The sequence below is a fragment of the Cyanobium gracile UHCC 0281 genome, from assembly GCF_034931305.1.
In the GTDB taxonomy this organism is placed as follows: Bacteria; Cyanobacteriota; Cyanobacteriia; order PCC-6307; family Cyanobiaceae; genus Cyanobium; species Cyanobium gracile_A.
This window is the reverse complement of record NZ_JAYGHY010000022.1, coordinates 1-23,022: the sequence shown is the minus strand read 5'-3', so window position 1 is coordinate 23,022 and position 23,022 is coordinate 1. Positions and strand designations below refer to the sequence as shown.

24 protein-coding genes are annotated in these 23,022 nt (G+C 69.1%); 11 read left to right on the top strand and 13 right to left on the bottom strand.

The annotated features are described in order from the left end of the window. Window positions 1-24 precede the first annotated feature (24 nt). The 4 genes from VB739_RS08525 to VB739_RS08510 are packed head-to-tail and all read right to left on the bottom strand — an operon-like array spanning window position 25 to window position 5,504. A complete protein-coding gene (locus VB739_RS08525; RefSeq protein WP_323356670.1) occupies window positions 25-1,167 on the bottom strand; it encodes an ABC transporter permease in 1,143 nt (380 codons plus the stop codon). A gap of 5 nt (window positions 1,168-1,172) precedes the next feature. Next, window positions 1,173-2,291, bottom strand: a complete 1,119-nt coding sequence (locus VB739_RS08520; protein ID WP_323356669.1) for an ABC transporter permease — start codon at window positions 2,289-2,291, stop codon at window positions 1,173-1,175. After that, window positions 2,288-4,282, bottom strand: coding sequence for an ATP-binding cassette domain-containing protein (locus VB739_RS08515; protein WP_323356668.1), 1,995 nt, complete (start codon window positions 4,280-4,282; stop codon window positions 2,288-2,290). The genes VB739_RS08520 and VB739_RS08515 overlap by 4 nt, the downstream gene beginning before the upstream one ends. Next, window positions 4,260-5,504, bottom strand: coding sequence for an HlyD family secretion protein (locus VB739_RS08510; protein WP_323356667.1), 1,245 nt, complete (start codon window positions 5,502-5,504; stop codon window positions 4,260-4,262). The genes VB739_RS08515 and VB739_RS08510 overlap by 23 nt, the downstream gene beginning before the upstream one ends. 64 nt (window positions 5,505-5,568) lie before the next feature. On the opposite strand from VB739_RS08510, the gene VB739_RS08505 reads away from it, so the two are divergent. Then, on the top strand, window positions 5,569-6,162 hold the full coding sequence (locus VB739_RS08505) for a MarC family protein (RefSeq protein WP_323356666.1): 594 nt from the start codon (window positions 5,569-5,571) through the stop codon (window positions 6,160-6,162). Window positions 6,163-6,186: 24 nt separating this feature from the next. On the opposite strand, the gene VB739_RS08500 is transcribed toward VB739_RS08505, so the two are convergent. Further along, window positions 6,187-6,720, bottom strand: a complete 534-nt coding sequence (locus tag VB739_RS08500) for a hypothetical protein (RefSeq protein ID WP_323356665.1) — start codon at window positions 6,718-6,720, stop codon at window positions 6,187-6,189. 227 nt (window positions 6,721-6,947) lie between these two features. Between VB739_RS08500 and VB739_RS08495 the strand changes: the two genes are divergently transcribed. The 5 genes from VB739_RS08495 to VB739_RS08475 all read left to right on the top strand — a co-directional run bounded on the left by VB739_RS08495 (window position 6,948) and on the right by VB739_RS08475 (window position 9,814). Next, the gene (locus VB739_RS08495) at window positions 6,948-7,136 is read left to right on the top strand and encodes a hypothetical protein (protein ID WP_323356664.1); all 189 of its coding nucleotides are present in this window, start codon (window positions 6,948-6,950) and stop codon (window positions 7,134-7,136) included. 190 nt (window positions 7,137-7,326) lie between these two features. Next, complete coding sequence (locus tag VB739_RS08490) at window positions 7,327-7,941, top strand: alpha/beta hydrolase (RefSeq protein WP_323356663.1); 615 nt, start codon at window positions 7,327-7,329, stop codon at window positions 7,939-7,941. 49 nt (window positions 7,942-7,990) lie between these two features. Continuing rightward, the gene (locus VB739_RS08485) at window positions 7,991-8,551 is read left to right on the top strand and encodes a methyltransferase family protein (protein ID WP_323356662.1); all 561 of its coding nucleotides are present in this window, start codon (window positions 7,991-7,993) and stop codon (window positions 8,549-8,551) included. Between the two features lie 29 nt (window positions 8,552-8,580). Further along, complete coding sequence (locus VB739_RS08480; RefSeq protein WP_323356661.1) at window positions 8,581-9,318, top strand: superoxide dismutase; 738 nt, start codon at window positions 8,581-8,583, stop codon at window positions 9,316-9,318. A 79-nt stretch (window positions 9,319-9,397) separates the two neighbouring features. Further along, window positions 9,398-9,814 carry a cupin domain-containing protein gene (locus tag VB739_RS08475; RefSeq protein ID WP_323356660.1) on the top strand — a complete coding sequence of 139 codons (417 nt, stop codon included), beginning with the start codon at window positions 9,398-9,400 and terminating at the stop codon, window positions 9,812-9,814. 10 nt (window positions 9,815-9,824) lie between these two features. Here VB739_RS08475 and VB739_RS08470 read toward each other — a convergent pair whose 3' ends face one another. The 5 genes from VB739_RS08470 to VB739_RS08450 all read right to left on the bottom strand — a co-directional run bounded on the left by VB739_RS08470 (window position 9,825) and on the right by VB739_RS08450 (window position 15,869). Further along, complete coding sequence (locus tag VB739_RS08470; RefSeq protein ID WP_323356659.1) at window positions 9,825-10,040, bottom strand: Nif11-like leader peptide family natural product precursor; 216 nt, start codon at window positions 10,038-10,040, stop codon at window positions 9,825-9,827. Continuing rightward, a complete protein-coding gene (locus tag VB739_RS08465; protein WP_323356658.1) occupies window positions 10,037-12,790 on the bottom strand; it encodes a cation-transporting P-type ATPase in 2,754 nt (917 codons plus the stop codon). The genes VB739_RS08470 and VB739_RS08465 overlap by 4 nt, the downstream gene beginning before the upstream one ends. A 27-nt stretch (window positions 12,791-12,817) precedes the next feature. Further along, window positions 12,818-13,345 carry a thermonuclease family protein gene (locus tag VB739_RS08460; protein ID WP_323356657.1) on the bottom strand — a complete coding sequence of 176 codons (528 nt, stop codon included), beginning with the start codon at window positions 13,343-13,345 and terminating at the stop codon, window positions 12,818-12,820. Window positions 13,346-13,376: 31 nt separating this feature from the next. Beyond that, a complete protein-coding gene (locus VB739_RS08455) occupies window positions 13,377-14,756 on the bottom strand; it encodes a nicotinate phosphoribosyltransferase (RefSeq protein WP_323356656.1) in 1,380 nt (459 codons plus the stop codon). A gap of 96 nt (window positions 14,757-14,852) precedes the next feature. Next, window positions 14,853-15,869, bottom strand: coding sequence for a bifunctional nicotinamide-nucleotide adenylyltransferase/Nudix hydroxylase (locus tag VB739_RS08450; RefSeq protein ID WP_323356655.1), 1,017 nt, complete (start codon window positions 15,867-15,869; stop codon window positions 14,853-14,855). A 456-nt stretch (window positions 15,870-16,325) separates the two neighbouring features. On the opposite strand from VB739_RS08450, the gene VB739_RS08445 reads away from it, so the two are divergent. The 3 genes from VB739_RS08445 to VB739_RS08435 all read left to right on the top strand — a co-directional run bounded on the left by VB739_RS08445 (window position 16,326) and on the right by VB739_RS08435 (window position 18,642). Beyond that, complete coding sequence (locus VB739_RS08445; RefSeq protein ID WP_323356654.1) at window positions 16,326-17,465, top strand: aminoglycoside phosphotransferase family protein; 1,140 nt, start codon at window positions 16,326-16,328, stop codon at window positions 17,463-17,465. Beyond that, window positions 17,465-18,013: a DOMON-like domain-containing protein gene (locus VB739_RS08440; protein WP_323356653.1), complete on the top strand. Its 549-nt coding sequence runs from the start codon at window positions 17,465-17,467 to the stop codon at window positions 18,011-18,013. Before VB739_RS08445 ends, VB739_RS08440 begins: the two co-directional genes overlap by 1 nt. A 77-nt stretch (window positions 18,014-18,090) precedes the next feature. Further along, window positions 18,091-18,642 carry a YbhB/YbcL family Raf kinase inhibitor-like protein gene (locus tag VB739_RS08435; RefSeq protein ID WP_323356652.1) on the top strand — a complete coding sequence of 184 codons (552 nt, stop codon included), beginning with the start codon at window positions 18,091-18,093 and terminating at the stop codon, window positions 18,640-18,642. Here VB739_RS08435 and lipA read toward each other — a convergent pair. The 3 genes from lipA to recR all read right to left on the bottom strand — a co-directional run bounded on the left by lipA (window position 18,630) and on the right by recR (window position 21,894). Beyond that, window positions 18,630-19,571, bottom strand: a complete 942-nt coding sequence (gene lipA / locus VB739_RS08430; RefSeq protein WP_323356651.1) for a lipoyl synthase — start codon at window positions 19,569-19,571, stop codon at window positions 18,630-18,632. The genes VB739_RS08435 and lipA overlap by 13 nt on opposite strands. 149 nt (window positions 19,572-19,720) lie before the next feature. Beyond that, on the bottom strand, window positions 19,721-21,328 hold the full coding sequence (locus VB739_RS08425; protein WP_323356650.1) for an urea transporter: 1,608 nt from the start codon (window positions 21,326-21,328) through the stop codon (window positions 19,721-19,723). Continuing rightward, entirely contained in the window at window positions 21,325-21,894 is a 570-nt protein-coding gene (recR, locus tag VB739_RS08420) for a recombination mediator RecR (protein WP_416233313.1), read from the bottom strand. The genes VB739_RS08425 and recR overlap by 4 nt, the downstream gene beginning before the upstream one ends. Window positions 21,895-22,031: 137 nt before the next feature. Between recR and psbP the strand changes: the two genes are divergently transcribed. Both psbP and VB739_RS08410 read left to right on the top strand, forming a co-directional pair. After that, window positions 22,032-22,625 carry a photosystem II reaction center PsbP gene (gene psbP / locus VB739_RS08415; RefSeq protein ID WP_323356649.1) on the top strand — a complete coding sequence of 198 codons (594 nt, stop codon included), beginning with the start codon at window positions 22,032-22,034 and terminating at the stop codon, window positions 22,623-22,625. Window positions 22,626-22,627: 2 nt separating this feature from the next. Further along, on the top strand, window positions 22,628-23,022 hold a 395-nt coding region (locus tag VB739_RS08410; RefSeq protein WP_323356648.1), incomplete at its 3' end, for an FAD-dependent oxidoreductase.

Sequence of the window (23,022 nt, the reverse complement as noted above, 5' to 3'; positions counted from 1 at the left end):
TGTCCGGCGTGCCGGCGAGGGCTGTCAGCTCAGCTGGCTGCGGAAGCGCGAGATGCTGAACGCCATCAGCGCCATCGCCATGATGGCCAGGGTCAGAGCGTGGGGCCAGAGCGTCTCCAGACCGACGCCTTTCAGCTGCATGCCCCGCACGATGGTGATGTAGTGACGCAGCGGATTGAGCAGGGAAAGGCCCCGAAAGAACGCCGGCATGCTCTCGATCGGCGCGATGGCGCCGGAGGTCTGCACCAGGGGGAGGTTGATGAAGAAGGCGGTGAGCAGCACCTGCTGCTGGGAACGGCACACCGTGGCCAGCAGGATGCCGATGCCGATGCCCACGAACAGGTAAAGCCCCGAGAGCAGCAGAAACAGCGGCAGCTGGCCCCGGAAGGGCAGGCCGAACACCGTGCGGCCCAGCACCAGGGCCAGGGCCACGTCCACCTGCAGCAGCACGAACAGGGGCGCGATCTTGGCCAGCAGGATCTCCCAGGCGCTGGCCGGGGTCATCAGCAGTTGCTCGAGGGTGCCGGTGTCCTTCTCCCGCACCAGGGCCACCGCCGACACCAGCGAGGCGATCAGGGTGAGCACCAGTCCCATCACCCCCGGCACGAAGAACCAGCTGCTGCGCAGGCCGGGGTTGTAGAGGAACGTCACCGCCGCGGTCACCGGCGGCGGTGACCGCGGCGTGGCGGGGGATCCATCGGGCCGGAAGCGCCGCAGGATCTGCTGGATGTAGCCGTTGGCGATGCCGGCGCTGTTGGCATCCACCCCGTCAATGAACACCTGCACCTCCGCGGTTCGTCCCTGGACGATGCGACGTCGGAAGTCGGGCGGGATCACCAGCCCTGCCGTCAGTTCCCCCCGTTCCACCTTTCGGGCCAGCTCCCGCTCCGAACGGGGGCGGGCGGCGTCGACGAACACCTGGTTCTCGGTGAGGGCGGAAATCAGCTCCCGGCTGCTCGCACCATGCACCTCATCCACCACCCCCAGGGGCAGGAAACGCACGTCGGGATTGAGGGCGAAGCCATAGACGAGCAGTTGGATGGTGGGGGGGATGAGCAGCAGTTTGATCAGCTGCCGGTCCCGCAGGATCTGCTGGATCTCCTTGCGCAACAGGGCCAGGAAACGGGTGGCCAGCAGCCGGCGGACCCAGCTCTTCAGCCGTCTCACGGGCTTCATCGGCCGGCTCCTGCATCCAGCTGCATGGCGCCGAGGGAACGGAGGGCGGCGACGAACAGGACCACAGCGCTCACCAGCACCACCAGCACGTCGAAGGCCACGCCCGGCCAGCCGGTGCCGCGCACGTAGGCATCGCGGCTGATCACGATGAAGTAGCGGGCCGGCACGATGGCCGACACCAGCGACAGGGGGAAGGGGATGTTGCTGACCGGGTAGATGAAGCCCGACAGCAGCAGGGCGGTGAGGAAGCCGATCAGGGAGACCCCCTGAACCGCCGCGTTCTGGGTGGCGCTGCGCGCCCCCAGCAGCAGGCCGAAGGAGACCGCCGAGGCCAGGTAGAGCGTGGTGCCGACCAGCAGGGGAGTCGGATCGCCTGCGAAGCCGACCCCGAAGATGAGGCTGCCCAGGCCCATCACCACCAGGGCCATGGCGCCCCCCACCAGCAGGTAGGCCAGCCCCTTGCCCAGCAGCAGTTCGCCGGGGCCGATGCCGGAGGCATAGACCTGCAGGATCGTCTGCTTCTCCTTCTCCCGCACCATGGCGATCGCCGCCAGCAGGGACGGGAAGATCCACAGCACCACCGCGTAGACGCCAGGGACGATGTAGAGGGATTCCTTGCGGCCGGGGTTGAACCACAGCCGGGTGCGGGCCCGCACCGGCTGGCTGGCGTCGATCAGGTCCTGATCGCGCAGGAAGAACTCCGTGGTGGCCTGGAGGCTGTTGCGGATCACCCGGGCGTTGTTGGCGTCGGTGCCGTCCACCAGCACCTGGACGGTGGACGGCTTGCCAGCCTTGAGGCGGCGGCTGAAATCCGGCGGGATGATCACCGCCGCCCTGGCGCTGCCCCGATCGATCGCGGCCACCGGATCGGTGCCCCGCCAGCGGCTGGGGTGGAACTGGTCGGTGGCGAAGAGACGGTCCGTGAAGGCGTAGCTGAGGTGGCTGCGGTCCAGGTCCTGCACCACGATCGGGATGTGCTTGGTTTCCAGGCGGATGGCGAAGCCGAGGATGAGCAGGCTCAGCAGCGGCAGCAGGAAGGCCAGGCCGAGGGTGAGCCGGTCACGGCGGAACTGCAGCAGTTCCTTGATGCACTGGGCCCGGACACGGCTCCTCATGGGCTGGTCGCCGCCACCGACCCGGCCTCAGCGGCCCGTTGCACGGTGCCGATGAAGGCATCCTCGAGCGAAAAGGGAGTCGCCCGCAGGGCCTGGATCGGGATGCCGGCGGCGGCCAGCCGCTGCCGCACCTCCCCCAGCTCCCGGTCGCCATCCTCCATCACCAGATGGAGCCGGTCGGCGAAGATGCTCACCCGCCAGGATGGCCAGCGGCCCCGCAGCAGATCAGCCGCCCGCTGGGTGCTCCCGGGCGGCACCAGCAGCTCGTACAACCGGCCCGGCTGGGCCTCCTTCACTGCGGTGGGGGTGCCCTCGATCACGCTCTGGCCGGCCACCAGGAAGCAGAGCCGGTTGCACTGCTCCGCCTCCTCCAGGTAGTGGGTGGTCACCAGGATGGCGGTGCCGGCACGGGCGAAGTCGTTGATCAGGCGCCAGAACTGCCGCCGTGCCATCGGGTCGACGCCGGAGGTGGGCTCATCGAGGAACAGCACCTCCGGATCGTGCAGCACCGCAGCGCCGAAGGCCACCCGCTGCTTCCAGCCCCCCGGCAGCTGGCCGGTGGCCATGTCGCCCTGCCCCTCCAGGCCGCAGCTGGCCAGGACCCAGTCGATCCGCTGGCGGCGCAGGGCGCGGGGAATCTCGTAGACCCCGGCGTAGAAGGCCAGGTTCTGGCGGATCGAGAGATCGTCGTAGAGGGTGAACTTCTGGCTCATGTAGCCGATCCGCCCCAGCAGCTCGCGGCTGCGCAGCCGGCTGGTCTCCCCCGCCAGCGACACCTGGCCGGTGCTCGGCTCCAGCAGGCCGCAGAGCATCTTGATGGTGGTGGTCTTGCCGGCGCCGTTGGCCCCCAGCAGGCCGAAGATCTCGCCGTAGCGCACCTCCAGATCCACCTGGCGCACGGCCTGGAAGCTGCCGAAGTTGCGGGAGAGCGCCCGGGCGGCGATGGCGGGACCGTCCCGCCGCTGCCGCTCACCGCCGCCGGGAAAGGAGAGGGGCAGGGGTTGGCCCCCCTCCTGCCGCAGCAGGGTGACGAAGACGTTCTCGAGGGTCGGGGTGGTGACCTGCAGGTCCTGCAGGGCCAGGTCCTGGCGCTGGAACAGTTCCCGCACCTCCTGCGCCCCGCGCTCGGCGTCGCTCACCAGCACATCCAGCCGGTCGCCGAAGGTCTGCACGTCGACGACCGTGTCCCGGCCGGCGGCTTGCTCGAGCAGGGCCTCGGCCCGGATCCGCTCCCCGCAGCGCAGCTCCAGGCGCGTGAGGCCCAGGCTCTGTTTCAGTTCCAGGGGCGTGCCGCGCCGGCGGATCCGGCCCTCGTGGATCAGGGCGATGCGATGGCAGCGCTCCGCCTCGTCCAGATAGGGGGTGGCCACCAGGATGGTGACGCCCTCGCTGGCCAGCTGGGCCAGCACGTCCCAGAATTCGCGGCGGGACACCGGATCCACCCCGGTGGTGGGTTCGTCCAGCAGCAGCAGCTCCGGGCGGTCGATCAGGGCGCAGCAGAGGGCCAGCTTCTGTTTCATGCCGCCGGAGAGCTGGCCGGCCAGCCGGTCGCCGAAGGGGCCGAGCCCCATCAGCGGCAGAAGCCGCTGCCGTCGTTCCTGGAAGTCGCCGCTGGCCACCTGCCGCAGACCCGCCACGTAGCAGAGGTTTTCCACCACGCTCAGATCGGGGTAGAGGGAGAAGGTCTGGGTGAGATAGCCCACCCTGGAACGGGCCTGTCGGGGCGGCAGCCCAAGCACCCGCACCGTGCCCGCCGTGGGGTTCAGCAGTCCGGCCAGGACGTGGAAGGTGCTGGTCTTGCCGGCGCCGTCGGCGCCGATCAGGCCGAAGATCTCGCCCGCTTCCACCTGGAAGTCGAGGCCCCGCACAGCCTCCAGGGCCCCATAGCTCCTGCGCAGCCCCTGCACCTGCAGCACGACGTCCTGCAGTGCGGTGGCACCGCCCCTGGCCGCCGGCTCTTGGCCGGGTTCAGCGGGTGATGATCTCGGCATCGGCGGGCATTCCGGGTTTGGCGTAGCCGCCCGGAGCGGTGATGGCCAGCTTCACGCCGAACACCTGCCGCACCCGGTCCTTCTGGAAGTAGATGTTCTCCGGGGTGAAGGAGGCCTGGGCATCGATCTCGGCCACCTTGGCGACCAGGGGCCGATCGGGAGCGGAATCGAGGAAGACCCGGGCCTCCTGCCCGGTGCGCACCCGGCCGATGTCCCCCTCGGGGATGAAGCCCCGCAGATACACCGTGGCCGGATCGAGCAGGGTGAGCAGGGTGCGTCCGTTGCTGACCACGGCCCCAGGCTCGACGCTGCGGCTGATCACCACGCCGCGGATCGGCGCCTTCACGGTGAGGTAGGCCCGCTGCACGCGGATCTGCTGCGCGTCCGCCTGGGCGGCGCGGACCTCGGCGGCGCTGGCTTTGAGCTGGGCACGGGCTTGCTCGAGCTGCCGCCGCAGGGCTTCGAGCTGGGCACTCCGGATCGCGGGGTTGAAGGTGCTGGTCCGGGCCAGGGTCAGGGCGCCCCGGGCCGCTTCCACCTCCCGGCCCAGGGCTTTGACCGTGGCCGCGGCGCTTTCGTAGGCCGTGCGGTCCTGGTCGAGGGTCTGCCGCGAGGTGGCCCCTTCCAGGGTGAGCCGCTCGGTGCGCCCGGCCGTGACCCGGGCCAGCCGCAGCCGGGCCTGCCCCTCCTCCAGTCGCGCCTCGGCCGTGGCCAGATTGGCCTGGGCCTGCAGCAGCCGGCCCCGGTTGTCCTGCTCGGCCTGGGACCTGTTGAGGCGGGATTCGTCGATCCGGCTCTGGGCCACCTGGATCTGGGAGCGGGCGTCCAGCTCCCGCTGGCGGGCGACGGCCACCCGGGCCTGGGCCGCCCGCAGCTGGGCCTGGACCTCCTCATCGTCGAGCCGCACCAGCAGCTGGCCCGGAACAACAGCGTTCCCCTCGCGGACGGTCACCTCCTCCACCCGGCCGCCGACCTTGGCGCCCACATCCGTTTCGTAGCCCTCGATCCGGCCGCTCAGCCGCAGGGCTCCGGCGCTGGAGCGGCCCATCGACAGCCAGGCCGCCAGGCCGATGAGCATCAGGCCGGCGCCAGCACCGATCAGCAGCCGCGGCCGGCTCGAAAGCCGGCCCAGCAGCTTCGGCAGCCTGGGGTTGGGGTGGTCGGCGGCGATCGGCGCTACGGCGATGGGGTGATCCTGAGGCGGCCAGCGGCCACGGGGCAAGGGTGTGCCATGGGCCCACTGCTCCGATGATGGTCACCGATCTCCCGGCGTTCCCGGGGCTGTCATGTCTCTGATCAATACGGCGGTCGGTCTGCTGGCGATCAGTTCGCCGATCGGTCTGCTGCCGGTGGTGGTGGAGGCCGGCGGCGGCAATCCCGTGCGGATCCGCCGGATCAGCCGACTGGCGGTGCTCACTTTCCTGAGTGCCCTGATCGCCGCCTGCTGGTGGGGTCAGGCCCTGCTCGACCTGTTCGGCATCACCCTGGAGGCGTTCCGGGTGGCCGGCGGGCTGATCCTGCTGCCCATCGGCCTGCGCCTGATCGATGGGCGCGAAGTGAGCCATGGTTCGCTGGACGGCACCGAAGACAGCGCCGGCGTGGTGCCGATCGGCCTGCCCCTGCTGGCGGGCCCCGGCGCCATTTCCCTGGTGGTGGCCGATGCCCCGTCGGCCTGGCAGGGCAAGGCGGCCCTGAGCGCCGTGATCGGCCTGCTGGCCATCGTCATCTACGTGTTGTTGATCGCTTCGATGCCCCTGCGCCAGGCCCTCGGGGAATGGCAGGAGAAGGTGATCAGCCGGCTGATGGGTCTGCTGCTGAGTGCCATTGCCGTCCAGATGCTCGTCAGTGGCCTGCGGGGATGCTTTCCGGTTCTGGCCTGAACGGCCTGGGGTTGTCTGATCCGATCAGAGACAACCGAGCCTGGGTGATGTCGGCGGCCCCTCAAAGGGATCGATCGCCAGTTCCCGATCGAGCAGGCTGAAGATGTCCTGGATCACGGCCGCTCGGGTGGCCACCCAGAGAAAGCCCTCCAGGGGTGCGGCCTGAAGGGGGTCCCACAGGCAGAACTGGGGATGCTGCCGGTACATGCGGGTGGCAAGGGGCAGAAGGAAGCGGGTTTTCGGGAACTGGTCCTCGCCGTGGTCGAAGGTGACGACGATGGCGAATTCCAGTTCGCCCCTGGGGGTGTACCGGTCGATCCGCGTCTCACCTTCGGAGCCGGGGAAGGGCGAGAGCCGGTACTCCACATAGCGGCGGTGGAAGGGGTTCTTCTGCTCCTTCCAGGTTTTTGCCTCCACCCCCAACTCCGTCGCCAGCTCGGTGAGCAACACATAGGAGTGGCTGCGGAGGGAGTCTTGGAGCTCGTCGGTCCTGCTGCTCTGGAGCCGCCACCGTTCCGCCAGCGCGTCGTAGCGGTTCATCTGGGGCGGCTCATCCAAGTTTTCCTCTCACTTTCAGCTTATCTGCGGTCAGAACGGTGGCCAGGGAGGTACTTGAGGGCGGGCCGGGGGCTGATGTCGGGGATCGTCAACCCCCCAAAGCCCTGTCAGCGTTTGAATCCTGACCGTCCTGGCCGCTCGCGGCGTGGCTGCAGCAGCACTGCATCGGCGGCCTTAGCCATGAGCGATGACTTGGTGTACTCTTAAGGAGCAGTGAAACGACGGCCATGGATCCTGTAAGCCCGGTTGCCCAGCTGGCGGTGGCCGCGATCAGCGGCACAGCCTTTCTGGTTTCGATGCTGGTGATTCCTTTCCCCGAATCAAAAGCGGACTCCTCCCCCGGCATCACCCTGCCCTCCCAGGCCACCACCACCACGATTGCTCCCCAGGACGCCTTCACCCTCCAGCCGAAGTAATTCTTTCCCGCCGCACTGTCGATAGTCCCCTTCTGATTGCGTCAGCCTGGAGCCCCTGAGGGCGGCCCCCTGACACCCTTTCCCAGGCCGCGTCCAGACGGCAGCCTGGAACCACAAAGTCTTATCCACGATTCGGCCGCTTCTGCCACCCACCGGCGCAACGCAGGATTGGAGGAGTTTGTCTGTCCCCATGTCCACAGGTCGTGTGCGGTCAGCGGGGCCTCCGCTGGTCCTCGTTCACGGACTGTTCGACACTCCGCAGGTGTTCGAGCGGCTCCAGCACCGCCTGGCCGGCAGGCGCGACCCGCTGCTGCTGCCCGCGCTGCCGCTGCGCTTCGGGATCGCGCCGATCGAGATCTCGGCCCAGCGGCTCGCCGGTCACATTGAGGCGGCGTTCGGCGTGAGCGAGCCGATCGACATCCTGGGTTTTTCCATGGGGGGGGTCATCGCCCGCACCTGGATTCAACAGATGGGCGGCCATGCCCGCACCCGCCGCTTCCTCAGCCTCGGCAGCCCCCAGCAGGGCACCCTGACGGCCCAGCCCTGGCCCCGCCTGCCCCTGGCCGGCATCGCCGATCTCAAGCTGGGCAGCGCCTTGCTGCGCCAGCTCAACGCCGACCTCTCCACCCTGCGGGACATCGACTGCTGCAGCTATGGCACCGCTTTCGATCTGATGGTGGTACCGGGCTGGCATGGGGTGCTGCCGATCGGGCCGCGGCGGATGCTGCCGGTCTGGAGCCACCAGCAGCTGCTGCGCCACCCGGCTGCTCTCGATCCTGTGGTGGAGGACTTGCTGCGCGCCTGACGGTGATTCCGGCCCACCATGGAGGTGGATGCCGAACTGTGAGGTCACCATGCCGAACGCCCTGGCCGCACGGCTCACTGCCTGGGGTTTCTCCTGGGCAGGCCTGCGCGACAACCGCCGTGGCGAATGGTGGTTGATCGCCCAGATGGCCCTGATCGTGGCCCATCTGCTGCCGGCCACCCCCTCCCCAGCCTCCCTGGGTCTGCACTGGCCGCTGGCGCTGCGGCTCGGGGGTCTGGCGTTGCTCGCCATCGGTCTGGTGCTGGCCGCCCAGGGCGCCCTGAACCTGGGCGCCAGCCTCAGCCCTCTGCCTGAACCGATGCCCGAGGCCGCTCTGGTGACCACCGGCGCCTACGCCCGCTGCCGCCATCCGCTGTACCAGTCGGTGATCCTCTGCTCGCTGGGCGTCACCGTGGCACTGGGCAGCCTGCTGCATCTGGCCCTGTGGCTGGGGCTGGTCGTCGTGCTGGGGTTCAAGGCACGCCGGGAGGAGTTGGGCCTCTGCCACCTCCATCCCCAGTACGACGCCTATCGCGCTACGACTCCGGCGATCCTGCCCGGCCTGCCCTGGCTCGACTGGCGTTCGGCCTTTCCCGGCCGAGCCGTTTAGAAACGAACCAGTTTCTTTCTGCCCTGCGCATGGCTCCGCTGTCGTTGCTCCGATTCCTTAGGGCGTGTTGCCTCGCTGGACTGGTGGGCCTGGCGGTGTTGGCCGCCGGAGCACGCCCGGCGCTGGCGGCCTTCGTGCTGCCGCCGTTGCCCTACCCGGTCGATGCGTTGGCCCCGTCGATCGATGCCACCACGATGACGATTCACCACGACCGCCACCACGGCGCCTACGTGGCCAACCTCAATGCCCGGATCGCCGACCATCCCGAGCTCGAGCGGTTGTCGCTGGAGGAGCTGCAGGGCCGAATCTCCCGGTACCCGGCCGCCGTTCGCAACAACGGGGGCGGCCATTACAACCACTCCCTCTTCTGGCGGGTGATGGCACCGCCCGGCCAAGGGGGAACCCCATCGCCGCAGCTGCAGGCGGCGATCACGACGGCCTTCGAGTCCCCCGAAGCGCTGCAGCAACGCTTCGCCCAGGCGGCGGCCGACCGCTTCGGTTCGGGCTGGGCCTGGCTGATCCGGCGACCCGACGGCAGCCTGGCGATCACCAGCACCGCCAACCAGGACAACCCGCTGATGGATCTGCCGGGCATCGAGCGGGGCGTGCCCCTGCTGGGTCTGGATGTGTGGGAGCACGCTTACTACCTCAACTACCAGAACCGCCGACCGGAGTACATCGCCGCCTGGTGGTCGCTGGTGAACTGGAACGAGGTGAACCGGCGTTTCGCTGAAGGGCTTGATGCAGGCGGCGCCAGTGAATCCTGACAGCGCCACCTGTCGGTAGCCGATACGACGCTCGCCCCGAAAAGCAGTCGCGAAAGTTAATCAACTAGCTGCGATTGCCATGACTCTCTCCCGCAACGTCGAACTGCTTCCGATGGAGCGTTCGCTGCACGGCGAGGCGGTTTTCTCCGCCCCCCGCGCCAGCGACGAAACCCTGATCGCCGAGATCGCCAGCGGCGACTCCTTTGAACTCTTCTGCCACCGCTTCCAGACCGACCAGCTGCTCGTGCTGCGCGGATCGATCGATCTGGTGGTGCTGCAGAACCGCCAGCTACGCCGCATCACGCTGCGAGAGGACGAAGGCCTCTGGGTCCGCATTCCCCCCGGGGTGCCCCATGGCGCCATCAACAGGGGCCGGATCCCTGCCCTGGTGGTCAACGCCGTGCTGCGCCATGGCCCCAGTGATCCGCGCGACTACCGGCCCCTGCCGGTGCCACCCCAGCTGCGCAGCCAGTGGCGGCGTCTGGCGGTGGCCTAGCCAGCCCCGATCAGTTGTATTCCCCGGGGATGTCCTGCTTGGTCACCGTAACCCGACCGACCTTCTTCCCCGACAGCCGCAGCAGCTCATCACCCGAAAAGTCGAAGCCCTTGCCGGCGGCGATCTGAGCCACGTCGTCGGCCGTGGCGGCGGCCAGCACTTGGTCGCGCAGGGCCTCGTCGTCCTGCATCCGGGCCAGGAAGGAGCGCGCCTGATCGAGGCTCATGCGCCGGTGGAGGGGTGGGGTGAATGGCCAGCATGGCGCAGAACCTGGGCGAGCCACTTCTCCAGCTCCAGGTAGCCCACGAAGGCCAGGCTCACCCCTGCGCAGGCCGCCAGATCGATGGCAGAGAGGGCGGTGACCCCGAGGAACCGGGCCATCGGCGCCACGTAGAGGAGCGTCAGCTGCAGGGCGGCGGTGGCCAGCACCGCGCCCAGCAGCCAAGGGTTAGAAAGGGGAGGGGTGCGCCACAAGGGCCGGTCGCTGCCGGCCGAGAGGGCATGGCCCAGCTGGGCCATGCAGAGGGTGGTGAAGGCCATGGTCTGCCAGGGACGGCCGAGGCGGGAAGCCACCAGCATCAGCGCCACCACCAGGGCCCCGAACACCAGCCCGATGCGCAGGATGGCGCTGCCCAGCCCGCGAGCGAAGATCGACTCGCCGGGGTCGATCGGCGGCTGCTGCATCAGATCCTCCCCGGGTGGACCCAGGGCCAGGGCCAGGGCCGGCAGGCCGTCGGTCACCAGGTTGATCCAGAGGATCTGGAGGGGCGTCAGGGCCAGACCCAGCAGCGGCGCCGAGCCGATGGTGATCAGTTCGCCCAGGTTGCAGCCCAGGATGAAGCGCACGAAACGGCGGATGTTGGCGTACACCTGCCGCCCCTCTTCCACGGCATTGACGATCGAGGCGAAGTTGTCATCGAGCAACACCACGTCGGCGGCCTCCCGGCTCACGTCCGAGCCGCTGATGCCCATGGCCACACCGATGTGGGCCTGGCGCAGGGCCGGGGCATCGTTGACACCGTCGCCGGTCATGGCCACCACCGCACCCGTGGCCTGCAGCGCCCGCACGATGCGCAGCTTCTGCTCTGGCAGCACCCGAGCGAACAGGCTGGTCCGCCGCACCACCGCTTCAAGTGCCGCGTCGTCGAGGCCCTCCAGCTCCGGACCCTGAACCATCGGGCTGCCCGGTTCCGCCAGGCCGATGGCCGCGCTGATGGCGTGCGCTGTGAGGGGATGGTCGCCGGTGACCATCACCGGCCGGATGCCGGCCCCATGGCAGCGGGCCACGGCAGCGGGCACCTCCGGCCGGGGCGGATCGCGCTGCGCCATCAGGCCGAGCAGCACCAGATCCCCCAGTCCGGCGTCTGGCCCTGGGTGGTCTGGGCTGTAGGCGAAGGCCAGCACCCGCAGGCCGGCCGAAGCCAGCCCGCGCGCTTCCGCCAGCCACCAGTCCTGCTGGGCTGGTGTGAGGCTCCGTGCCCCGGCCCCATCCAGCCAGCGACCGCAGTCGTGCAGGATCACCTCCGGAGCTCCCTTGACGATCAGCAGCTGGGAATCCTCTGCCGTGGGGGAGCGGAAGGACGCCGGACCCAGGGGCGCCGCCAGGCTGGCCTCGGGGTCGCTCACCCAGACCGCCATCCTCTGGCGCTCGGCGCGGAAGGGGATCTCCGCCGTACGCCTGTGCTTCGCACGCAGGTCGGATCCATCCAGGCCCCCCGTGGCGGCGGCCTCCATCAGGGCAACCTCGGTGGGGTCTCCTGTCCATCCCCGCGGCCCCGGTTCGGCATCGTTGCAGAGCGCGCCGGCCTGCAGAAGCAGGTCCAATGGACCCTGGGCGATGCCGGTCCCGGGCCCCTCTGGAGGCACCAGCTCCCGGATCCTGAAGCCGCTCGCGGTGAGGTTCAGGGCCTGGGTGCCGCAGCGGAGCTCCACCACCACCTGCCGGTTCTGGGTGAGGGTGCCGGTCTTGTCGGTGCAGATGACGGTGATGGCGCCCAGGGCCTCCACCGCCGGCAGATGGCGGATCAGGGCGGCCCGCTGCACCATTCGCCGGGTGCCGATCGCCAGGCTCACCGTGATCACGGCCGGCAGTCCCTCCGGCACGATCGCCACGGCGGTGGAGAGGGCCAGCTCCAGCAGAGCCAGGGGGGATCCACCCAGCAGCCAGCCCCCCAGCACCACCGCTGCCACCAGCACCAGGGCCCAGGTCACCAGCTGGCCTGAGAGGTCCGCCAACCGCTTCTGCAGGGGCGTCGGCTCGGGGCGGACGGTCTGGATCAGGGTGGCGATGCCCCCCAGCACGGTGGCCATCCCTGTGGCGGTCACCACAGCCAGCCCCCGCCCCCGCCCCACCTCGCTGCCCAAAAACAGACAGTTGCTCCGCTCCAGCAAGGGTGTTCCCGCCGCCAGCGGCGGCTCGGGGCGCTTGCTCACCAGTTCGGCCTCGCCGGTGAGGGCCGCCTCCTGCAGCCCCAGTTCGTTGCTCTCCAGCAGCCGGGCATCGGCGGGCACCCGATCGCCGCTTTCCAGGCGGATCAGGTCCCCCGGTACCAGCTGGTCACTGGGGAGGCGCTGCCAAAGTCCATCCCGGCGGACGCGGGCCAGGGGCTGGGCCAGGTTCAGCAGGCTGCGCAGGGCCAGCAGCGCCTGACTTTCCTGCAGGTAGCCCAGCAGGGCCGTGAGGGCCACGATCAGCAGGATGGCGATCGCGTCCTTGGGGACGGCGTGATCCAGCAGCGCCAGAGCGGCGGACACGGCCGCCACCGCCAGCAGCAGGACCAGCATCACGTTGCTGAATTGATCCAGCAGGATCCGCCAGCGGCCCGGGCCCGGCGGCAGGGCGAGCCGGTTGGGTCCCGCGCTGGCCAGGCGATCGGCGGCAGCGGCCTCGCTCAGGCCCGCTTCGCCGACACCGAGCTGACGCAGGCATTCCGACCCCGGAAGGGCCTGCCAGGCCGTGGCCTTGGGAGGGAGCATGGCCAGCCACCCAGTGGCCTCTAGACCCTAGGTGGTGCCATCGGGGATCCGGGCGGAACGGCGACCTCGCCGGAAGTCCCAGGGCCGGGTGAGGCCACCTGGCACCCGCCAGACGCCGAGCCGATGGCGACGGGCCCGCAGCTCGGCCTCCAGGTAGGCCGCCGCGTCGCAGGTGCCCAAGTAACGGCGGTAGGCGAAGGCCAGACCGTCCTCCACCAGGGCCAGGTTGATGTTGGTGTCGCTGATCACTTCAGCCACCGTTCGCCCATACCGGTCGATGCTCTGGGGCTGGATCGTCACCGGACGCCCCATGGCCAGGCGCAGCTGCAGGGCCTGCCGCGCCTGCTGGCCGTGGGGGCTCTGTGCCATCTCGGGAGCGTCGATGCAGGCCAGCCGGATCGTGATCCGCTGCTGGCCGCTGCGCACCTGCAGGGTGTCGCCGTCGCCGATGGAGAGCACCGTGGCCTGGAACGCCGGCGCGGCCCAGGAGGGCCCGGCCAGGCCAAGCCCCAGGCCGAGCACGGTCAGCAGGGATGGCAGCCGGAGACCAGGCATGGACGCGTGGGGATCCCAGGGGGGCTGCCGCTCAGCCTTGCATCGCCCTGGCCCGCACCTCCTCGAGGCTGCAGCGACGCCCCAGTGTTCCGTTCTCGAACACGGTCTGGAGGCAGCTGGCCGGATGGGGCTCCAGGCCTTGCCGCTGCACCGTGCGGTACTGCCCATCGACCTGGATCAGATCGAGCACGCCGGCCTTGCTGGTTTTGGCGGGATCGGTGATCGGGCATTTGTGCACCGGCCGGATCCGGCCGGCCCGCTCCACCCAGGACACCTTGTAGGCGAAGCGCTGGCTGTCCCGGTTGACCTGCTGCAGGAGGCCACCACCCATACCGAAGGCCACGTTCTCGGCGCTGAAGCCGGCCGCCAGAATCGCTTCGAGCACCAGGGGCAGGCTGGTGGCGGTGATGCCATCCCCCTGGATCACCCGAACATGCTCCAGCACCCGGTAGCCCTTGCCATTCAGCCGGCTGCCGAAGCGGGCCTCCAGGCGCCGCAGCAGTTCCGGCACGATCGCCACCGGATCGCCCGAATCGGGCCGGATCACCACGGTGGCGCCAGAGGCGATCACCTGCTCCCGCAGCTGCTCGCCCCAGAGATGATCCACGGCGTTCCAGAGGTCGTAGGAATCGGAGACCACCGCCAGTACGGCACCGGGCCTGGCGAAGCGGTCGAGCATGGTCCGGTAGGCCTCCAGCTCGTGCTCCTGCCCCCAGGCCAGGATCGTGGAGTGCTCGGCGGCGGGTATCGAGAAGCCGGCCATCGGGCAGTCGTAGTGCCGCCGGCCCGCCACCAGAGCCGCGACGGTGTCGGTGCCGCGGAAGGCCACCAGGTGGGCCAGGCCGCCGATGGCGGCGCTCTCGTGGCTGGAGACGCCACGGGAACCGAAGTCATGCAGGCGGAAGGGAAGTTCGGCAGCCGGGTCGTCGGCGGAGCGCTCCAGGGCTACCCGCAGGAGCTCGCGGAAGTGCCAGCTGCGGGTGGCCACGGTGGTGGGGTACCAGAGGCGCAGCAGCAGGGTCTCCACCCAGGTGACCAGCCAGGCGAGGACCGGATCGGTGGAGTCCACCGTCATCAGCACATGGCCGGTGGGCACGCGGCTGCCCTCGGCAACGGCCCGGATGCGCAGGGGCAGCCGACCGCCATGAACGCTGACCAGACGCTGCCAGCCCCCACGGTTGAACGGCAGGCCGTGGGCGGCCCAGAGGTCGGCGGCCTCTTCGATATCCCCCTGGGTGACGGGCCGCGCCAGGGTGGACTGCAGCAGCATCTGCAACCCGAAGAACAGGGTGTCGGGGTTCTCGCCGCCCCGGCTCTCCATGTAGGCCCCCATCGCGGTGAGATCGGGGGGGTACTGGAGCCAGTGGCTGCCTTTGTAGCTATCGGTGTCGAGCAGAAGATTGACGTCCATGGTGTGCGCTCCGCACGGGGTGGATGGAGGGCTCCGGCCCGGTCTCCCCAGGCCTGAAGCGTTGATGGGCCTGCCGCCTTGCCAGCGGCGGTGTGGTCAGATCCGGGAGATGAAGTGCTGAATGATCTGGACGTGGTCCTCGAAGAAACTGTCTTCGTGGGCATAGATGTCGGCCAGGGGCATCCAGAAGGCTTTCTCGGCGTCGTCGCCGCCGCGCACACTGGGGAGGACCCCCCCCTTGAGCTGGATCAGGAAGGCATGGGTGATCACCCGGCCGCGCTGGGAGCGACCCGGAGCATCAAAGACGTGGCGGTCGGCGATCGACCCCTCCAGCACTGGTTTGGGCACCTTCAGACCCGTCTCCTCGCGCAGCTCCCGCAGCATCCCCTCCACCACCATCTCCTGCTGGTTGAGGTAGCCCCCGGGGAGAGCGATCAGCCCCTGGCCGGGCCGCACCCGGCGGCGCACCACGAGCACGTGGCCCGACTGAACCACCACGGCATCGGTGGTGACGAAGGTGGGGGGGTAGGGCGCCACCGACCAGAGCTGGCGGTAGCCGGCGATGTAATCGGCTTCCTGGCGCAGCCAGCGATAGCGACCTGTCTCCCGGTAGTCCGTCAGGAAAGCACGCACCGCCTCCGGCACATGGGAGGCCCACTGGGAGTCATCGGCGCCGGAGAAGTAGGCCTGGCGAATGGCCGTGGAGTGGACGTCGCTGTTGAGGGGCACGTCCTGAAAGTCCCACTGGGGGAAGAGATCGAGGTAGTAACTGCTGCGGTCCTTTCGGTGACCGACCAGCAGCACCCGATCCTCTTCATCGGTGGCGGCGAGCACCTTCTGCTGCACTTCCGCCAGCCAGAGATTGTCGGAGTAGAGGTGATCGCGGATCGGGATCACCTCCAGCCGGCGCTGCCAGTCGGCTGGCAGGGCAGCGCGGATCATGCGCTCCCGTTCCTCACTGCTCCAGGGGTTGCGGGTGTCGGGGGCGCAGCGATGGCTGCCCAGAAGCAGCAGCAGGCGGTCGGCCCTGTCGAGGGCTGAAGCGATCAACGAACAATGCCCTGCATGAAAGGGCTGGAAGCGTCCGATGAGGACGGCGACGTCATAATTCATGGTGAACCTCAGAATCCCTGAGATGAGGCCCGCCTCAGCGGCAAGCTTCAACTTTCTATCACGATGCTGCTCCGCTGGCCCAGCCTGAAGACAGCGCCGCCTCGAGAACCTGGGTGGTGGTTGTGACGTCCTGTCGATCAAATCGCGATGATCGGGAGAGCCTGAGGACGGCTGTCTGGACCGCCGAACCATGGAACAGGCCCGTTCCGATGAGATCGCTTCACTGATCAGAACCATCGGTCCCATCATGGCCTTGGTGGTCTCTCTCGAGGTGGTCCCATGACCACAGGCCTTTTCAAAGGCTGACTCTGAATCAGACGGGCCACCTCGCAGGTGAGCCTGCCATCTCCTTGGAAAGGCGTTGTGGTTCTGCTCCGTCCGGACAGCACCGAGCTGCCTGCATTGGTGACACCACGACGGCATGCGAGCATCCCGACGCCACCGCCGCAGCCAGCCATGACACTGGGGGACACCAATGGCGAGCTGGCCGCCATCGCCGCGGCGTTTGAACTTCCGGGCCCGATCCTTGCCCTTGAGCCCCTGGGCAATGGCAATGTCAACGACAGCTACCTGGTCGTCTGCGACGGGGCCCCGTTGCAGCGCTTTGTGCTCCAGCGCCTGAACCGGGCGGTGTTTGCGCAGCCCGAACTGGTGATGGCCAACATGATGGCCGTCGCCGAGCATGTCGAAGCGCGATTGACCCAGGGCTGTGATCTGCTGGGTGAGCGCCGTTGGGAGCATCCCCGGGTGCTGCTGAGCGGCGCCGAGCGGCGCCCCTGGGTGGAGCGGGACGGTGGCTTCTGGCGGCTGATCAGCTTCATCGAATCCTCCCGGAGCTTCGATGTGGTGGCCAGTGCCGAGCAGGCCAGGGAGGTGGGCTTCGGGCTGGGCGTTTTCCACCACCTGATCAGTGATCTGCCCACGGCCGGACTGGCCGACACCCTGGAGGGTTTTCACGTCACGCCCCGCTATCTGCAGCACTACGACGCGGTGCTGGCCAGGGCGCCGTCCGTTGTGGGGCATGGGGTGCTGCACTGCCTGGCTTTCGTGGAGGAGCGCCGGGACGTCGCTTCGGTGCTGGAGACGGCCAGGGCAAGCGGCCAGCTGCGCCTTCGCCCCATCCACGGGGACCCCAAGGTCAACAACGTGATGATGGAGGTCTGCTCCGGCCGGGCCTGCGCCCTGGTGGATCTCGATACGGTGAAGCCTGGACTGATCCACTACGACATCGGTGATTGTCTGCGCTCCTGCTGCAATCCCCTGGGGGAGGAAACGGCGGAGCTGGAGGCCGTCGTGTTTGATGTCAACCTCTGCCGGGAGGTTCTCAGCGGCTATCTGGCCGCCGCCTCAGGGTTTCTCACCACTGCCGACTACGACCACCTCTATGTGGCGATGCGCCTGATCAGTTTTGAGCTCGGCCTGCGTTTCTTCACCGATCATCTGGCGGGCAATGTCTATTTCAGAACGGACCGACCGGGCCACAACCTGCAGCGCGCTCTGGTGCAATTCCGGCTCACCGAAAGCATCGAGGCCCAGGAGACGCAGATCCGGGACCTGATCGCTGAGCTCAGGGCCGACCTTGCCGGCGCCAGCTGATGGCCGCGTTCGTGCCCCAGCGCTTCACGTTGTGCCCTTTTGATGGTGGCCGTGCGTCGCCGGACCTCCAGCTGGGGGGTGAGATCAACCGCGAGGGCCGGCGCCTCCTGCTTCGCTTTCGGCTGGCAGGGGCGATGGCATCGGTCCATCTTCCGGCGGCGGTGGCGGCACCCGCGCGCCGGGACGGCCTCTGGGCTACCACCTGCTTCGAGTGCTTCTGGGGTGTTGAGGGGGAGCGGCCCTACTGGGAGCTCAACCTGTCCCCGGCCGGCCACTGGAACCTCTACCGGCTGGAGGACTACCGCGATGGTCTGCGGCCCGAGCCCGGCTACGACCTGCCGCCGCATCGCGTCATCCGCGACGCAGGCGAGCTGACGCTGGACCTGGATCTGCCGCTGCCGCAGGAGCTCGCTGAGGAGGTTCCCCTGCAGGTGGGGATCACCAGCGTGATCGAGGATCGAAGCGGCCAGCTCAGTTACTGGGCCCTGACCCATCCGGGTACGGAGCCCGATTTCCACCGTCGAGACGCTTTTCTGCTGCGGCTCTGAGACCGTCAGGAAGGCGCACCGCACCTCAGCGAAGGCGCTGATCGATAGGTTGGATCCGCTTTGGGCTTTGAACGGCCATGCGCCCCTTCCTTGTCGCCCTGTCTCTGCTTCTGGCGGTGCCGGGTGCCTCAGCGGCCGATTTCACCCTGCGCAGCTCCGACCTTCCGGCCGGCGCCGCGATCCCCCTGCGCCACGTGTTCAACGGCTTCGGTTGCAGCGGCGACAATGTTTCGCCGGCCCTGAGCTGGAGCCACCCGCCGGCGGGGACCCGCAGCTTCGCCCTGCTGGTGCATGATCCCGACGCCCCCACCGGAGGCAGTGGCTGGTGGCACTGGGTGGTGATCGACCTGCCCGCCAGCCTGCTCTCCCTGCCGGCCGGTGCCGGCCTCTCGGATGGTTCGGCCCTGCCGCCCGGGGCTCGTCAGGTGGGTACGGATTACGGTCTTCCTGGCTGGGGAGGCCCCTGCCCGCCGGCGGGAGATCCGCCCCATCGCTACATCTTCAGCCTGCATGCCCTCAAGGTGGAGAAACTCCCGCTGCCGGCGGGTGCCACCGCCGCTCTGGCAGGTTTCCTGGTGAACGCCAACAGCCTTGGAGCCGCCACCTTCACGGCCACCTACGGCCGCTGACGGTCCTGGGGCGGGGTGGGTGACCCAGCGGCGTGGTAGCTGCTGCGCACCAGCGGGCCGCTGCGCACCTGATCAAATCCCATCCCCCGGGCGATGGCGCCCAGCTCCTCGAACTCCTCCGGCCGCCAGTAGCGGGCCACGGGGATGTGGGCCAGGGAGGGGCGGAGGTACTGACCCAGGGTGAGCCGCTGGCAGCCGGCGGCCCGCAGGTGCTCCAGGGTGGCCACCACTTCCGCGGCCGTCTCACCGAGCCCCAGCATCAGCCCTGATTTGGTGGGAATCTGCGGCGCCAGTTCCCGGGCTGCGGCCAGCAGCTCCAGGGAACGGCGGTAGGTGGCCCCGCGTCGCACCTCGCCCTGGAGGCGCTCCACCGTCTCCAGGTTGTGGTTGAAACACACCGGTGTAGCGGCCAGCACCGCGGCGAGCCGTTGCCGCTGGGCCCGGCGGCCCGCTTCGGGGTCGGCATGGCCCCCCCAGAAATCGGGGGTGAGCACCTCGATCATCACCGTTGGATCGCCGCGGCGGATCGCGGCGATGGTGGCGGTGAACAGGCTGGCGCCGTGGTCGGCAAGGTCGTCGCGGGCCACGGCGGTGAGCACCACGTAGCGCAGGTTGAGCGCCTGCACCGCCTCCGCCACCCGCGCCGCTTCACCGCCGTCAAGGGGCACCGGTGCCCGGCCCTTGTCCACCTGGCAGAAGGCGCAGCTGCGGGTGCAGATGGGCCCGCCCAGCAGGAAGGTGGCCGTGCCGGCGGCGTAGCACTCGCCCCGGTTGGGACAGCGCCCCTCCTCGCAGATGGTGTGCAGTCGCTGCTCCCGGACCACACCCTGGACCCGTTCGGTGGCTGAGGCCGCACCGAGGGGGCGACGGATCCACTCCGGCAGCCGCTCCGTGGGGGGGATGGCGCTGTAGCGGCTGGTGGCTGGCATCGCTGAGAAGACAACCGACCCCTCCGTGCACCGGAGGGCACGCCAGGACGGGGGATCCAGACAATAGGGTCATCGCCTCGGCCATCGATCCGGCCTGATGAGGGAGCGTCCTCAGGTCAGCAGCAGTCGGTCGATGAAGCTTCCCCAGCTCAGGCCACGGCCTTCGGGGCCGACAGGTGCTGGCGTTCCCGGGCCGTCAGGCGGGGTTGGCCGACGCTGCTCAGCAGCCGGTCGAGCTCGGCGGGTTCCAACCGGTCATTGCCGTCGGCATCCACGGGCTGCAGGTAGGTGAGCAGCCGCTCGCAGCCGCCGTGCAGGCGGTGCAGCCGCAGCATCAGTTCAGCGAATTCCTCGGGATCCACCTGGCCATCGCCATCGAGATCCATTCCCTTCAAAACTTCCTCCAGCAGCCTCTCCGGGGGCCTGGGGGTGGCGTCCCGCCTGGTTTCGGGCTGGTGCCGCCTGAGACCTTCGGCCAGCTCCGCCACGCTGAGAGTGCCACTGCCGTCCCGGTCGAGTTCTGCGAACAGGGTCTGCAGCCGCTGGCGCTGGGAGACCTCAGCCATGGGGAGCAGCGCCACCTGGCGCTCCCCGGACAGGGCCTGATGCAATTGGCGGCGAAAATCCGAGAGCAGCGATGTCGCGACAACAAACCGTTGGCGGTGCTCCTCGGGGGTGAGCACCGAATGCAGGGCGACCGGCAGGAGGGAAGGAAGGGCCCGGCGCACCGTCAAGATGGTGGCCAGGGTGGCCACGATGAACGGCAGGGTGAGCAGGGGAAGCCCTTCGCTGGCGAACGCCGGGCCCAGGGCCGGGGTCACCAGGCTGGATCCCGCGCCGGCGATCAGGGCGATCAGAACGCTTCCGCGGGTGCTGGCATAGAAGGTGCCGCCGATGGCGATGGCGGTGAGGACGCCGTTATAGCTGCCCAGGCCAAGGGCGATGGCCCCTGGGGCCATACCGAGGGCCAGTGCGCTGAGGCTGGAGACCAGCCCTCCGGCCAGGCCGATCAGGGCGGCCAGGGGGCTGCCGGCGGCAACGGCCCCAAGCACCAGCAAGCCGCTGAGCAGGGACGGGCAGAGGAACACCTGGCCGAAGCCCCGCACGACCCCCAGCAGCAGGACGGCGAGACCGGGACCCTGGGCCGCTGGGATGGCGCCCCGCAGCACATCCAAGGCGGGATTGTGGAGCGCCATCACCACGGTGAGCATCAGCCAGGTGACCAGGCAGAACGGCAGGGTCAGGGGCGGCACCCCGAGCCGCTGGACCAGCCATCGGCCCAGGTGGTGGAGCAGCAGCGTGGTGAGGGCGGCCCCGATGGCCACCACCACCAGCCAGGCCCCCAGGGGCCCGGGAGCCCGGAAGGCGGCGGCGGCACTGCCCACCACGGCGCCATTGAAGCCATAGATGCCGTTGCACCGTGCGCTCCGATCACAGCCGATTGTCTTGGCGGTGAGGTTTGCCGTGGCGACGCCCAGGGCCGAGAACAGTCCCATGGCGGGTGATTGCCCCAGCAACGCCAGCAACAGCAGCAGACCACTGATCGGGTTGTTGATGAAGATGACCTGGCCCAGGCTGCGCAGGGCGCTGGTCAGGGCCGTGAAGTAGCTGTGCCCTCCCCATCGCTGACTGAAGTGCGGCAGGGTGCCTGCGGTCGGCAGCCATGACAGGCGCTCCGTTGCGCCCGTCGTGGTCTCAAGAAAGCTGGCCAAAAGATCGAAGGCCTGGCTCTGGTGGCCGTCCTGAGAGCGCGTCATTCCATGCGGCGTCGTCCTTCGAACGCCCGGGCGAGGGTCACCTCATCGGCATACTCCAGCTCACCCCCCACCGGCAGTCCGTAGGCGATGCGCGTGACGCTGGTGAAGGGTTTGAGCAGGCGGGCCAGGTAGAGGCTGGTGGTGTCGCCCTCGACGCTGGGGGTGAGGGCCAGGATCACCTCCATGACTCCCTCCCGGTCGACGCGCTCCACCAGCGGCTGGATCTGCAGCAGTTCCGGACCGACCCCATCCATGGGCGAGATCAGCCCACCAAGCACGTGGTAGTGCCCGCGGAATTCGCGGCTGCGTTCCATCGCCAGCAGGTCGCGGGAGTCGGCCACCACACAGATCTGGCCATTGCGCCGTTCCTCGTTGCGACAGATCTCGCAGAACTCCTCGGCCGAAAGATGGAAACAGCGCCGGCATTGCCCCACCTGGCTGCGGGCCGCCAGCAGGGCATCAGCGAAGCTGCGGATCTGCTCTTCCGGCTGGCGCAGCAGGTGCAGGGCCAGCCGCTGGGCCGTGCGGGGCCCGATGCCTGGCAGGCGTTCGAACTGATCGATCAGCCGGGCCAGGGGTCGGGTGAAACCGCTCAGCGAACCAGCTGCAGGTGGGGCGAATCTAGGCGGCCCGCTCGCATGGGGCGGGGCGCCGGGTGAGGATGGCAGCGGCTCTTGCCAGCTCCCCTGCCCCGCCTTGTGCCATGGGTTTCCCTGCCACCCACCCGCCCGTTCCCCCCGCCGTCACCGGGCGCTCACGCTGGGGTGGGTCCCTGGTCGCGGCCCTGCTGCTGAGCCTGATGGTGGTGGGCTGCAGCGCCGCCGCCGCGGGCCTGAATTCCTTCCAGAGCCCGGATGGCCGCTATGCCTTCCTCTACCCCACCGGCTGGACCCGGGTGCAGGTCAGCAATGGCCCCCAGGTGGTCTTCCACGACCTGATCAACAGCGACGAAACCCTCAGCCTGGTGGTGTCCGAGGTCACCCCCGACCGGGATCTCAGCCAGCTGGGCAGTGCCGTCGAGGTGGGCGAGACTCTGCGCCGCAGCGTCATCTCACCGGAAGGCAGCGGCCGGGACGCCGAACTGGTGGAAGCCCACGAGCGCGAACAGGGTGGCCGCACCTACTACGACCTGGAGTACACGGTCCATCTTGCCGACCGCGACCGCCACGAGCTGGCCACCGTGGTGGTGGATCGCGGCCGTCTCTACACCTTCGCCGCCAGCACCAACGAAGCCCGCTGGAACAAGGTCAAGGATCTGTTCGCCGTCGTGATCGGCTCCTTCACCCTGCAGATCTAGGGATGACTGGCCCTGGCCAGCTGGCCATCGTGGGGGGCGGCCTGGCGGGAAGCCTGCTGGCCCTGGCGCTGGTGGAGCGGGGCCTGGACGTGACCCTGGTCGATGCGGGGGAGGCCACGGCCACGGCCCTCAGCTATGGCGGGGTGGCCTGGTGGGCCGGGGCACCGGGTCCCCTTGGCCGGTTGCTGCGTCAGGCCCCTGAGCGCTGGCGACAGCTGCAGAGCCGCCATGGACCCCTCGGCTGGCGGGACTGCGGTCTGCGTTTCCACGGCGGCGGTTGGGGCAGCTCCCTGCTGCGCCCCCCCTTCGCCCAGGTGGACAGCACTGTGCTGATGGCGGCCTTGCCCCGGGCGTTGGCGGCCGCCGGGGTGGAGCGGCGGCGGGCGCGGGTTGTGGC

Bases quoted from the DNA above. Each gene is read 5' to 3' on its own strand.
- VB739_RS08520 (WP_323356669.1), bottom strand. From the start codon at position 2,291: ATGAGGAGCCGTGTCCGGGCCCAGTGCATCAAGGAACTGCTGCAGTTC.
- VB739_RS08515 (WP_323356668.1), bottom strand. From the start codon at position 4,282: ATGCCGAGATCATCACCCGCTGAACCCGGCCAAGAGCCGGCGGCCAGG.
- VB739_RS08505 (WP_323356666.1), top strand. From the start codon at position 5,569: ATGTCTCTGATCAATACGGCGGTCGGTCTGCTGGCGATCAGTTCGCCG.
- VB739_RS08495 (WP_323356664.1), top strand. From the start codon at position 6,948: ATGGATCCTGTAAGCCCGGTTGCCCAGCTGGCGGTGGCCGCGATCAGC.
- VB739_RS08490 (WP_323356663.1), top strand. From the start codon at position 7,327: ATGTCCACAGGTCGTGTGCGGTCAGCGGGGCCTCCGCTGGTCCTCGTT.
- VB739_RS08485 (WP_323356662.1), top strand. From the start codon at position 7,991: ATGCCGAACGCCCTGGCCGCACGGCTCACTGCCTGGGGTTTCTCCTGG.
- VB739_RS08480 (WP_323356661.1), top strand. From the start codon at position 8,581: ATGGCTCCGCTGTCGTTGCTCCGATTCCTTAGGGCGTGTTGCCTCGCT.
- VB739_RS08475 (WP_323356660.1), top strand. From the start codon at position 9,398: ATGACTCTCTCCCGCAACGTCGAACTGCTTCCGATGGAGCGTTCGCTG.
- VB739_RS08470 (WP_323356659.1), bottom strand. From the start codon at position 10,040: ATGAGCCTCGATCAGGCGCGCTCCTTCCTGGCCCGGATGCAGGACGAC.
- VB739_RS08465 (WP_323356658.1), bottom strand. From the start codon at position 12,790: ATGCTCCCTCCCAAGGCCACGGCCTGGCAGGCCCTTCCGGGGTCGGAA.
- VB739_RS08460 (WP_323356657.1), bottom strand. From the start codon at position 13,345: ATGCCTGGTCTCCGGCTGCCATCCCTGCTGACCGTGCTCGGCCTGGGG.
- VB739_RS08455 (WP_323356656.1), bottom strand. From the start codon at position 14,756: ATGGACGTCAATCTTCTGCTCGACACCGATAGCTACAAAGGCAGCCAC.
- VB739_RS08450 (WP_323356655.1), bottom strand. From the start codon at position 15,869: ATGAATTATGACGTCGCCGTCCTCATCGGACGCTTCCAGCCCTTTCAT.
- VB739_RS08445 (WP_323356654.1), top strand. From the start codon at position 16,326: ATGACACTGGGGGACACCAATGGCGAGCTGGCCGCCATCGCCGCGGCG.
- VB739_RS08440 (WP_323356653.1), top strand. From the start codon at position 17,465: ATGGCCGCGTTCGTGCCCCAGCGCTTCACGTTGTGCCCTTTTGATGGT.
- VB739_RS08435 (WP_323356652.1), top strand. From the start codon at position 18,091: ATGCGCCCCTTCCTTGTCGCCCTGTCTCTGCTTCTGGCGGTGCCGGGT.
- lipA (WP_323356651.1), bottom strand. From the start codon at position 19,571: ATGCCAGCCACCAGCCGCTACAGCGCCATCCCCCCCACGGAGCGGCTG.
- VB739_RS08425 (WP_323356650.1), bottom strand. From the start codon at position 21,328: ATGACGCGCTCTCAGGACGGCCACCAGAGCCAGGCCTTCGATCTTTTG.
- psbP (WP_323356649.1), top strand. From the start codon at position 22,032: ATGGGTTTCCCTGCCACCCACCCGCCCGTTCCCCCCGCCGTCACCGGG.